Here is an 11,117-nt window from a genome sequence, read left to right on the forward strand (position 1 = left end):
GAGCCGCCGTGACCGTCGACGAGGACGTGCACGCGGGCGGGCACCGCACGCACGAGGTGACCAACCAGCCGCCGGAGCGGGTGGACGTCAACGAGTACCTCGACTTCCCGGTGCTGCGCGACGCCGTGCACGCCTTCGGCGGGGGCTGGGGCGAGGAGAGGCTCGTCGAGGCGGGGGCGCACGTCGGGAGCGCGGCGTTCCAGCGGGCCGCGGAGCTCGCGAACACCCACGAGCCGGTGCTGCGCACCCACGACCGGCGGGGACGGCGGATCGACGAGGTCGAGTACCACCCCGCCTACCACGAGGTGATCTCCGCGGCAGTCGCCCGCGGCGCGCACACGAGCGCGTGGGCGGACCCGCGGCCGGGGGCGAACGTCGTCCGCGGCGCGCTGTTCTCCCTCTTCGGGCAGGTCGAGCCCGGCCACGCCTGCCCGGTGTCGATGACGCACGCCGCCGTCCCCAGCCTGCGGCACGCCCCCGACCTGGCGGCGCTCTGGGAGCCGCGCCTGCTCGCCACCGGGTACGACGGCGCCCTCGCCGCGCCCGGCGCCAAGCCCGGCGCGCTCGTGGGCATGGCGATGACGGAGAAGCAGGGCGGCAGCGACGTGCGGGCCAACACGACGCGCGCCGTGCCGGCCGGGGACGGCACGCACGTCCTCACCGGCCACAAGTGGTTCTGCTCGGCGCCGATGTCGGACGCGTTCCTCGTGCTCGCCCAGGCCCCGGACGGCCAGTCCTGCTTCCTCGTGCCGCGCGTCCTCGAGGACGGCACCCGCAACGTCTTCCGCCTCCAGCGGCTCAAGGACAAGCTCGGCAACCGGTCCAACGCGTCGGCCGAGATCGAGCTGGACGGCACGGTCGGGCACCTGGTGGGGGAGCCGGGCCGAGGCGTGCGCACGATCATCGAGATGGTGCAGCGCACCCGGCTGGACTGCGTGCACGGCAGCGCGGCCGGGATGCGCCAGGGCGTCGCCGAGGCGCTGTGGCACGCGCGGCACCGGACGGCGTTCGGCGCCGCCCTCGTGGACCAGCCCGCGATGACGGCGGTGCTCGCCGACCTGGCGCTGGAGTCCGAGGCCGCGACGCTCACCTCGATGCGCCTCGCCGCGGCGCACGACGCGGACGACGAGAGCGAGCGGGCGTTCCGCCGCCTGGCCACCGCCGTCGCGAAGTACTGGGTGTGCAAGCGCGGACCGCAGCACGCGTACGAGGCGATGGAGTGCCTCGGCGGCAACGGGTACACCGAGGCGTTCCCGCTCGCCCGGCGCTACCGCGAGCAGCCGGTGATGGCGATCTGGGAGGGCTCGGGCAACGTCGTCGCGCTCGACGTGCTGCGAGCCATGACGCGCGAGCCGGCGTCGCTGGCCGCCGTCGACGCCGAGCTCGCGCTCGCCGCCGGCGCCCACCGCGACCTCGACGCACACCTCGCCGCGACCCGCGCGGTGCTCACCGGGCTCGCCGGCGCGGACCCCGCCGGGCAGCAGGCCTCCGCGCGCCGCGTCGTCGAGGCCCTCGCCGTCGGGCTGCAGGCGTCGCTCATGGTGCGGCACGCCCCGGACGCGTCGGCCGACGCGTTCGTGGCCGCCCGGCTGGGTGCCGACCGCGGCCACCTGTACGGCGTCCTGCCGCGCGGCACCGACGCCGCCACGATCCTGCGGCGGCACACCGGGCCGTGACCGTGCGCCGCGGGTGCCGCGTCAGTACCCCCCGCCGCCCGAGCCGGGCATCGTGGTGATCTCGGAGCCGTCCGGCGCCACCACCCACCAGACGTCCTGGATGCCCTGGCCGGCGACGTCGCCCGGCGCCGCGTCCCCCGCGTACAGGTAGACCGGGCGGCCGTCGAGCGTCACCTGGGACTCCCCGTCGTTGCCGGTGATCGTGCCGACCTCGGCCGTCACGCCCTGCACCTCCGGCGTCGTGCTGCCGGCGTGCACCGGGGGCCACGCGGCCAGGCACTCGCCGGTGCACTCGCTCTTGCCCGACCCGGCCTCGTCGGGCGTGTAGTAGTAGACAGTCATGCCCTGGCCGTCCACGACGATCGTGCCCAGGTCGCTGTCGGCGGTGGACAGCGCGCCGGCGCTCCCCGACCCGCCGCCGGAGGACGAGCCCGACATGGTGTCGGTCGGGGTGCTCGCCCCGCCGCCGTAGCCGCCGCTCCCACCACCGCCGCCGCACGCGGCCAGGGTGGTGGCGAGCGCCGCCGCCGCGGCGAGGGCGGCCAGTCGTGACCTCGTGGTGCGCATGATGACTCCTCCGGCTCGGACTCTCCGCTCGGGTGCTGCTGTGAGGGACGACGAGATCGCGGCGCCGGCGGTTCACCTGAACCTTCGGGCGCCCTGCCTCGTCGTGCGGGGTGGAGCCGCGCGGGCGGGCGCGGCCCGGGGCGGGAGGAGCGGTCGTGCGGACACGGACGAAGGTGCTGGTGGGGGCGGGAGCCGGGCTGGTCCTGCTCGGCGGCGCCGCCGTGCTCGTCGGCCCCGGCCTGTACGCCGACCACGCCAACCGCGCCGCGGCGGAGGTCCCGACGCTCTCCACGTCGGGGGCTCCGCTCGCCGACCCCGCGGCCCTCGACGGCACGTGGACGGTGGCACCCGGGTCGGAGGCCGGCTACCGCGTGCACGAGGTGCTGCGGGGCGAGGACGTGACCGTCACCGGGCGGACCGACCAGGTGACCGGCACCGTGACCGTCGAGGACGGCGCGCTCACGTCGGGCGAGGTGACGGTCGACGTCGCGAGCATCCACACCGACGAACCGCCGCGGGACGCGTACTTCCGTGGCAGCGTGATGGAGGTGGGGACGTACCCGACCGCGCGTTTCACGGTCACCGAGCCCGTGCCGCTCGCCGCCGGCGCCACCGAGGTGGACCTGCCGGGCGAGCTGACCGTGCACGGCGTGACGCGCGACGTCGTGGCCGCGGCCCAGGTCGCGGCCGTCGGGGAGGTCGTGCAGGTCGTCGCCGAGGTGCCGGTGACGTTCGCGGACCACGACGTCGCAGCGCCGTCGCTCGGCTTCGTCCGCGTGGACCACGAGGGCGCCGTCGAGATCTCGCTGGTGCTGGAGCGGTCATGAGGCCGCGCTCCCGCGCCGACGAGCAGCTCCTCGAGGCCATCCACGCCGCGCACGCCCCGGACCTGCAGCGCTTCGTCGCGCGGCTGGTGCCCGCCGACACCGACGCGCAGGACGTGGTGCAGGAGTCGCTGCTGCGCCTGTGGCGCCACCCCGAGGTGCTGGAACGGCCGGAGGAGTCCGTGCGCGCCTGGCTGTTCACGGTGGCGCGCCACCTCGTGGTCGACCAGCTCCGCAGCGCGCGCCACGCGCGCGAGCGCGCCACCGGGCGCCTGCCCGAGCAGCCCGAGCCGGACCGGACCCAGGCGGTCCTGGACGCCTGGCTCGTCGCCGACGCGCTCGCGGACCTGTCGGCCGAGCACCGCGCCGTCGTCGTGGGCGCCTACTACCGCGGACGGTCCGTCGCCGAGCTGTCCGACGAGCTCGACGTCCCGCCCGGGACCGTGAAGTCCCGCATGCACTACGCCCTGCGCGCCCTGCGGCTCGCCCTGCAGGAGAAGGGAGTGACGCCATGACCGCGCCGACCGACCCGTACCGCGAGTGGGACGCGGCGTACGTCCTGGGCGCGCTGAGCCCGGCCGACCGGCGGGACTACGAGGAGCACCTGGCCGGCTGCGACGCGTGCCGTGCGGCGGTCGCGGAGCTCGCGGGCCTGCCCGGGCTGCTCGCCTCCGTGCCCGCGGAGCACGCCCTCGCGTCGGACCCCCGGGGCACGGTTGCGGGCACGGCCGCGGGCGGGGACGCAGGCCGCGACGTGGGCGGGGGCGACGACGGCGACCTGGCGGACGTCGTGCCCCTCGCGGCCCTGGCCGGCGCGGCCCGGCGCTCGCGGCGCCGGCGCCGATCGGTGGCTGCGGTGGCGGCGTCGGTGCTGCTGGTGGGCGGGGTCGGCACGGGGCTGGCGCTCGGCGGCGCGGGGGAGGGTCCGGGCCCGGCACCCTCGTCGCCGGCGCCGGTCGCGCAGTCCACGGCCGTGGACCTCGAGCCGGTGGGCGCGGTCGACGTGCGGGCGTCGCTCACCGCGACACCCCGCGCGTGGGGGACCAGCCTGGAGTGGAGCTGCACCTACCCGCCGCGCTCGGGCGGCTACGACCCTGCGGCGGCGCCGACCTACGAGCTCGTCCTCGTCGACCACGACGGCGGACGCACGGTCGCCGCGACGTGGACCGGGTCGGGCACGGCCTCCACCGGCCTCGGCGCGGCGTCGTCGGTGCCGCTGGACCGGATCGCGCGCGTCGAGATCGCGCACGCGGGCGGCGGGACGCTGGCCGCCGCCACGCTATGACGTGCGCCGGCGTCAGGCGGGCACGACGGGCGGGACCGTCCAGGCGGCGAGCTCGTCGAGCCGCGGCCGGTACAGGCGGACGGTGAAGTTCCACCCCTCGGGCAGCGGGATGCGGTGGGGCGTGTCGTCGGGCCAGTCGCCGAGGTGGATCGTGACGCGGCCGTCCGGGTCCGGCGTCGCGAAGACGGAGTTCACGTTCGTCAGGCCGCTCGGGCCGGGCTCGAAGTAGCCGTCGGCGTTGTAGACGCTGAGCGACCAGAACGCGTCGGCCGGCGCGTCGTCGAACGTGATCGTGTACCGCCCCACCGAGAGCCGCGGCTCGACGTTCAGGTACGACGCCTCGGCGTCGGGCAGGCCGCCCCACCCGAGCGCCGTGCCGACGAGGTGCCGCACCGGGTCGACGTCCTCCGCCCGGCCGAAGCAGTGCTCGAGGCCGCCCATCGTGCGGCCGAGGGTGAGCAGGGCCCCGCGCACCTCCTGGTGGCTGGCCGGGTCGTAGTCGGGGCGCACGAACTCGCGCTGCTCTGCGGTGACGAGGGTGAGCCCGTCCTGGAGGCGGTGCACCTCCTCGACGTCGGCGGGGCTCGTCGGGTCGAAGAGCGTGCGCGCCGCGACGACCACGTAGTCCGTGCCGAACTCGTCGCGGGAGAGGACGGACGGGCCCGCCTCGTGGAGGACCCGGTTGATGTAGTGGTCCTGGTTGATCACCATCACCGACAGGTACCGGTCACCGACCTCGGGCACGGTCAGCGTCGCCTCCCCCGCGCCCAGGTCGACGATCGCCACCGAGTACAGCGTGTCCCGGTTCTGACGGATCACGGGCTGCTCGTCGAGCGGGGCCAGGACGCGGTCGTGGTGGAACGTCCCGAGGCCGCCCACCATCGGCAGCATCCTCGCGATCATCGTGTCCGTCTCCGCGCGGGCGAAGTTGTCGATGCTGACCTGGACGGCCATGGCCGTACCTCCTCGGGGGTGCGGGTGACGTCCCGCCGGGGAGGTGCGGGACAGGGGTTCGTCACGACGGCCGGACGCTGCCGCAGGTAGCGCGGCCCGGTCGCGGTGTCACGCTATGGGGGCGCGGCCCGCGGCGCGCGCTGGACGTCGCGGCGGGCGGCGGGCGGTGCGTGGCGGACCACCGAGGGAGGGAACGTGCGGATGCAGGGGTACGTGCTCAGGCGCTACGGCCACCCGGGCGTGATGGAGCTGCGCGAGGTGCCGCGCCCGGTCGCCGGACCGGGCGAGGTGCTGGTCCGCGTGCGGGCGGCGGGCCTGAACCCGATCGACCACAAGACGCGCGACGGCGGCCTGCGGGTGATCACCCGGCTCCGGCTCCCGCTGGTCGCGGGCAGCGAGCTCGCCGGTGAGGTGGCGGCCGTCGGGGCCGGGGTCACCCGGTTCGCGGTGGGCGACCGGGTCTTCGCGCGGGTCGACAAGCGGCGGCTGGGCGCGTTCGCCGAGTACGCGGCGGTCGCTGAGGGCCTGGTGGCGGCGATGCCCGCGTCGCTCGGGTTCGTCGAGGCCGCGTCGCTGCCGCTGGCCGGGCTCACCGCGTTGCAGGCCCTGCGCGACGAGCTGAAGGTGGCCCCGGGGGACCGGGTGCTCGTCACGGGCGGCGCGGGCGGCGTCGGAACCCTTGCCATCCAGCTCGCGGTCTGGCTCGGCGCGGAGGTCACGACGACGGCGTCCGTCCGCGGCACGGCCCTCGTGCGCTCGCTCGGCGCCACGCGGGTGGTGGACTACCGGAGCGAGCGGTTCGCCGACGTCCTGCACGACTACGACGGCGTGTTCGACCTCACCGGGGGGCAGGACCTCACCGACGCCTTCACGATCCTCGAGCCGGGCCGGACCGTCGTCTCCGTGGCCGGCCTCCCGGACGCGACGACCGCACGCGTCGACCTGGAGGCCGGCCCCCTCAAGGCGGCCCTCCTGTGGGCGGCGAGCACCGCGATCCGACGCCGGGCCCGCCGCGCGGGCGTCCGCTACCGCTACCTCTTCATGCACCCGAGCGGGTCGGACCTCGCCGTCCTGGCGGGCCTCGTCGACGACGGGCACCTGCGCCCCGTGGTCGATCGGACGTTCGCGTTCGCCGACATCGCCCGCGCGTACGCCTACCTGGAGCGCGGCCGCGCGAAGGGCAAGGTCGTCGTCGAGCTTCCGGACGACGGGCCGGAGGACCTGGCGGCCTAGGGTGTCGGTTCGCCCGCGGGGGAGCTGGTCGGGGTCGGCCGGGGCGTCCGGACGTCAGGCGAGCCGCGCGACGAGGCAGGGCCCGCCCTCGTAGACCCCACCGTCGATGGCGAGCGCGCGGCCGTCGGCGTAGGAGTGCGGCTCCGTGACGTCCGTGTACGCCGTGCCGAGCATCTCGGCGACGATGCTGTGCCCGTGCACGACCCGGTCACCACCGAGGTGGTCCAGCAGCTCTCGTGCGGCCCGCGGACCGTGCTCCCCGCGGAAGGCCGCGCGGGACGTGAGGTCCCGCCACGTCTCCCACCACACCACGAGGTCGTCGCTCGCCAGCCGGTCCCGCCCGGCGGCGTTGAGGTCCTCGAGGGTCCGACCCCACCCGAGGTAGGCGAGGGTGTCCGAGTGCACGAGGAGCGCACCGGCGTCGTGCGCCGCCATCGGCAGGGCGCCCAGCCAGGCGACGTGCTCGTCGGTGAGCCGCGCCTGGTCGCGGTCGAGGCCGCCGTTGCGGGCCCACGACCGTGCGAAGCTCCGCCCGGGTTCGCCGGGCGGCGGGACCGTCGTCGCACCGAACCGCCGCATCCCGAGCGCCAGCACCTCGTGGTTGCCGAGGAGCGCCGCCACGGCGCCTCCGGACTCGTCGACGAGCCGCCGGACGAGGTCGATGACGCCGACGCCGTCCGGCCCGCGGTCCAGGTAGTCCCCGAGGAACCAGAGCCGGGCGTCCCGGCCGGCCCACCGTCCGTCTGCGTCCGTGAGTCCTTCCTCGGCCAGGGCACGCACCAGGACGTCGCGGTAGCCGTGCACGTCGCTGACCGCGTACACCCTCGTCATCTGCCGTTCGCTCCGTCCGTCGTCCGGCCGTGCCACCGGTCCGTGGGGACCATCTGCCGGGGACGACCTTAACCGCGACGCTCGCCCGCTCCCGCACGCGGCACCGTCGGTCGGGGCGACCAGAAATGCGCTGCCGAGAGCCGATGGTCGCTGCGACGCTGGGGAGCATGCAGACACCAGCCCCGATCGACCTGGACACCTGGCCGCGCCGGAAGCACTTCGAGCACTACCGGGCGTCGCCGTGCACGTACGCGATGACCGTGGAGCTGGACGCGACGGCGTTCGTGGCGGCGCTGCGCACGTCGTCGCGCCGCACGTACGTGGCGCAGGTGTGGGCGCTCGCGACGGTCGTGAACCGGCACGACGAGTTCCGCATGGTCCTCACCGAGGACGGTGCGCCCGCCGTCTGGCCGGTCGTGCACCCGGCATTCACGGTGTTCCACGTGGAACGGGAGACGTTCTCGTGCGTCTGGGCGCCCTACGACGCCGACTTCGGCGCGTTCCACGACGCCGCGACCGCGGTGCTGGCCGAGCACGGGGGCTCGACGGACTTCTTCCCGCAGGGTGCGCCGCCGCCGAACGCGTTCGACGTGTCCAGCCTGCCGTGGGCGTCGTTCACCGGGTTCACGCTGACCATCCGCGACGCCTGGAGCCACCTCGCGCCGATCGTCACCCTGGGCCGGTACGTCGAGCGGGACGGCCGGGTGCTCCTGCCGCTGGCCGTGCAGGTCCACCACGCCGCCGCCGACGGCTTCCACACGGCGCGCCTGGTCAACGAGCTGCAGGAGCTCCTCGACGACCCGTCATGGGTGGGCTGAGCCACAGTCCAGGGGTCACCTGCCGGACGGCTCGACGCCCGGACGGCGAGACGGCTTACGCTCTGGTCCCGTGAGCGAGAACCTGGGATCCACCGGCTCGATCGAACGCGTGGTGGCACGCCACGAGATGCCCGACCCCCTGCGGGACGACATCCGCCTGCTGGGCGGGCTGCTCGGCACCGTGCTGAAGGAGGCGGGTGGTCAGAGCCTGCTCGACGACGTCGAGCGTCTCCGCGGCCTGACGATCCGCGCCTACGGGGCGGACGACGGCGGCGCGACGCTGGCGGAGGCGGCCGAGGTCGTGGCCGGCTTCACGCCGGAGCGCGCCGAGCAGGTCGCGCGGGCCTTCACGTGCTACTTCCATCTGGCGAACCTCGCCGAGGAGTACCACCGTGTCCGTGTGCTGCGGGCGCGCGAGTCGGACGCCGCGTCGGGAGTCGTCATCGAGGACTCGCTGCCGCAGGCGTTCACGCAGCTCGCGGAGGAGGTCGGCCGCGACGAGGCGCTGCGGCGCCTGGGCGAGATCGAGTTCCGCCCGGTCCTCACCGCGCACCCCACCGAGGCCCGCCGTCGCGCCGTCTCGGGCGCCGTCCGCCGCATCTCTTCGCTGGTCGCCGACCGCGACACGATGCGTCCCGGTGGCACCACGCTCGCCGAGAACGAGCGCCGCCTGCTCGCCGAGATCGACACCATGTGGCGCACGTCGCCCATCCGCGCGCACAAGCCGTCCGTGCTGGACGAGGTGAAGACCGCGATGGGCGTCTTCGACGCCACGATGTTCTCCACCTTCCCCGAGGTGTACCGCCGCCTGGACGACTGGCTGCTCGACGGCGAGGCCGGCAGCGTGCCGCCCGTCGCGCGCCCGTTCGTCCACCTGGGCTCCTGGATCGGCGGCGACCGCGACGGCAATCCGAACGTCACCGCCGAGGTCACCCGGCAGGCCGCGACCCTCGCCGCCGAGCACGCGCTCGGCGCGCTCGAGAAGGCCGCCGTCGAGACGGGGCGCAAGCTCACGCTCGACGAGGAGGGCACGCCGGCGTCGGCCGAGCTCAAGGCGCTCTGGCAGCGGATGCGCCAGCTCTCCGACGAGCTCGTCACCCGCGCCGCCGCCGACTCGCCGAACGAGCCGCACCGCGCCGCCGTCCTCGCCGTCGCCGGCCGTGTCGCCGCGACCCGTCGCCGCGACGCGGACCTCGGGTACCGGGAGCCGGAGGAGCTCGTCGCCGACCTCGAGGTCGTGCAGCGCTCCCTCGTCGAGGCGGGCGCCCCGCGTGCCGCCTACGGCGACCTGCAGAAGCTCGTGTGGCAGGTGCAGACCTTCGGGTTCCACCTCGCCGAGCTGGAGGTGCGCCAGCACTCGCAGGTGCACGCCGCGGCCCTCGCGGAGATCGACGAGAAGGGCATCCACGGCGACCTCTCCGAGCGCACGGTCGAGGTGCTCGACACGTACCGCGCCCTCGGCGCCGTGCAGAAGCGGTTCGGCATCCGCGCCGCCCGCCGCTACATCGTGTCGTTCACGCAGGCGCCCGAGCACCTGGCCGCCGTCTACCGGCTCGCCGCGCTCGCCTTCGAGGGCAGCGACGACGCCCCCGTCGTCGACGCCGTGCCGCTGTTCGAGACCTTCGACGACCTGGAGAACTCGGTCGACATCCTCGAGGCGATGCTGGAGTTCCCCGAGGTGCAGCGCCGCCTCGCGGAGAACGGCCGGCGCGTCGAGGTCATGCTCGGCTACTCGGACTCGTCGAAGGACGTCGGCCCGGTCGCCGCGACCCTCGCCCTGCACAAGGCGCAGTCGCGGATCGCCGAGTGGGCGCAGCGCCACGACATCACGCTGACCCAGTTCCACGGCCGCGGCGGCTCGCTCGGCCGCGGCGGCGGCCCTGCCAACCGCGCGGTGCTCGCGCAGCCGCCGCACTCGGTGGACGGCCGCTTCAAGCTCACCGAGCAGGGCGAGGTCATCCTCGCCCGCTACGGCGACCCGACGATCGCCGCGCGGCACATCGAGCAGGTCGCCGCGGCGACGCTGCTCGCCTCGGCCCCGACGGTGGAGAAGCGGAACGCCGACGCCCGGGAGCGGTTCGCGCCGCTGGCCGCCGCGCTCGACGAGACGTCGCGCGCCGCGTTCCACGGCCTCGTGAAGTCCGAGGGCTTCCCGCAGTGGTTCTCCCAGGTGACTCCGCTGGAGGAGGTCGGCCTGCTGCCGATCGGCTCCCGCCCCGCCAAGCGCGGCCTGTCGGTCAACTCGCTCGACGACCTGCGCGCCATCCCCTGGGTGTTCTCCTGGTCGCAGGCGCGCATCAACCTCGCGGGCTGGTTCGGCCTCGGCACGTCGCTGCGCTCGGCCGGCGAGCAGCCGGGCGGGCTCGAGGAGCTGCAGGCCGCGTACCGCGAGTGGCCCCTGTTCACCACGCTGCTCGACACCGTGGAGATGGGCCTCGCCAAGACGCAGGAGGACATCGCCGCGCAGTACCTGGCCCTCGGCGACCGCGACGACCTCGCCGAGCTCGTGCTCGGCGAGCTGCGGCTCACCCGCGAGTGGGTGCTGCGGGTGACGGGCAACGAGTGGCCGCTCGCCAACCGCCGCGTCCTCGGCCGCGCCGTACAGCTGCGCTCCCCGTACGTCGACGCGCTGTCGCTGCTCCAGGTCCGCGCCCTGCGCGCGCTGCGCAGCCAGGGCGTCAGCGAGGGCCTCACCGTGGACGACGGCGAGTGGGTGGACGGCGGACACAAGGACCGCTGGCAGCACCTGCTGCTGCTCACCGTGAACGGAGTCTCCGCGGGCCTGCAGAACACGGGCTGACCCCGCCGGTTCGTCGGGGTGGGGGGGGGGGGGGGGTTGGGGGGGGGGAAAAAAACACCAAGCGAACCACACAAGCGGGGGGGGGGGGGTGTGTGAGCGGGGGTAGTCATAGAGAAATGTAGGTGCCAT

At 75.1% G+C, this 11,117-nt stretch carries 10 protein-coding genes; 7 read left to right on the forward strand and 3 right to left on the reverse strand.

Translation table 11 applies throughout. The features are described 5' to 3' along the window. Positions 1 to 8: 8 nt before the first annotated feature. Positions 9 to 1,676, forward strand: a complete 1,668-nt coding sequence (locus tag ACFCZN_RS00505) for an acyl-CoA dehydrogenase family protein (RefSeq protein WP_430555471.1) — start codon at positions 9 to 11, stop codon at positions 1,674 to 1,676. Between the two features lie 21 nt (positions 1,677 to 1,697). On the opposite strand, the gene ACFCZN_RS00510 is transcribed toward ACFCZN_RS00505, so the two are convergent. Beyond that, positions 1,698 to 2,243, reverse strand: coding sequence for a hypothetical protein (locus tag ACFCZN_RS00510; protein WP_430555472.1), 546 nt, complete (start codon positions 2,241 to 2,243; stop codon positions 1,698 to 1,700). Positions 2,244 to 2,398: 155 nt separating this feature from the next. On the opposite strand from ACFCZN_RS00510, the gene ACFCZN_RS00515 reads away from it, so the two are divergent. From ACFCZN_RS00515 to ACFCZN_RS00525, 3 genes are read left to right on the forward strand one after another with little or no spacing between them, the layout of a single operon-like run. Further along, the gene (locus ACFCZN_RS00515) at positions 2,399 to 3,070 is read left to right on the forward strand and encodes a YceI family protein (protein ID WP_430555473.1); all 672 of its coding nucleotides are present in this window, start codon (positions 2,399 to 2,401) and stop codon (positions 3,068 to 3,070) included. Continuing rightward, positions 3,067 to 3,582 (forward strand): sigma-70 family RNA polymerase sigma factor, encoded by a 516-nt coding sequence (locus ACFCZN_RS00520; RefSeq protein WP_429763113.1) that lies wholly within the window; start codon positions 3,067 to 3,069, stop codon positions 3,580 to 3,582. Before ACFCZN_RS00515 ends, ACFCZN_RS00520 begins: the two co-directional genes overlap by 4 nt. Further along, positions 3,579 to 4,352 (forward strand): anti-sigma factor family protein, encoded by a 774-nt coding sequence (locus ACFCZN_RS00525; protein ID WP_430555474.1) that lies wholly within the window; start codon positions 3,579 to 3,581, stop codon positions 4,350 to 4,352. Before ACFCZN_RS00520 ends, ACFCZN_RS00525 begins: the two co-directional genes overlap by 4 nt. A 12-nt stretch (positions 4,353 to 4,364) precedes the next feature. Here the strand turns inward: ACFCZN_RS00525 and ACFCZN_RS00530 are convergent, their stop codons facing one another. Then, positions 4,365 to 5,306, reverse strand: coding sequence for a DUF1254 domain-containing protein (locus ACFCZN_RS00530; RefSeq protein ID WP_429763115.1), 942 nt, complete (start codon positions 5,304 to 5,306; stop codon positions 4,365 to 4,367). A 105-nt stretch (positions 5,307 to 5,411) separates the two neighbouring features. Here ACFCZN_RS00530 and ACFCZN_RS00535 point away from each other — a divergent pair, with 105 nt between their 5' ends. Further along, the gene (locus tag ACFCZN_RS00535; protein WP_430555475.1) at positions 5,412 to 6,539 is read left to right on the forward strand and encodes an NADP-dependent oxidoreductase; all 1,128 of its coding nucleotides are present in this window, start codon (positions 5,412 to 5,414) and stop codon (positions 6,537 to 6,539) included. A 54-nt stretch (positions 6,540 to 6,593) separates the two neighbouring features. On the opposite strand, the gene ACFCZN_RS00540 is transcribed toward ACFCZN_RS00535, so the two are convergent. Continuing rightward, positions 6,594 to 7,370: a metallophosphoesterase family protein gene (locus ACFCZN_RS00540; RefSeq protein ID WP_429763116.1), complete on the reverse strand. Its 777-nt coding sequence runs from the start codon at positions 7,368 to 7,370 to the stop codon at positions 6,594 to 6,596. Positions 7,371 to 7,537: 167 nt separating this feature from the next. Between ACFCZN_RS00540 and ACFCZN_RS00545 the strand changes: the two genes are divergently transcribed. Both ACFCZN_RS00545 and ACFCZN_RS00550 read left to right on the forward strand, forming a co-directional pair. Continuing rightward, positions 7,538 to 8,188, forward strand: a complete 651-nt coding sequence (locus ACFCZN_RS00545) for a CatA-like O-acetyltransferase (protein ID WP_430555476.1) — start codon at positions 7,538 to 7,540, stop codon at positions 8,186 to 8,188. 127 nt (positions 8,189 to 8,315) lie between these two features. Next, positions 8,316 to 10,988 (forward strand): phosphoenolpyruvate carboxylase, encoded by a 2,673-nt coding sequence (locus tag ACFCZN_RS00550; protein ID WP_430555685.1) that lies wholly within the window; start codon positions 8,316 to 8,318, stop codon positions 10,986 to 10,988. Positions 10,989 to 11,117: the final 129 nt, after the last annotated feature.

This window comes from Isoptericola sp. NPDC056134 (assembly GCF_042264825.1).
Lineage (GTDB): Bacteria > Actinomycetota > Actinomycetes > Actinomycetales > Cellulomonadaceae > Isoptericola > Isoptericola nanjingensis.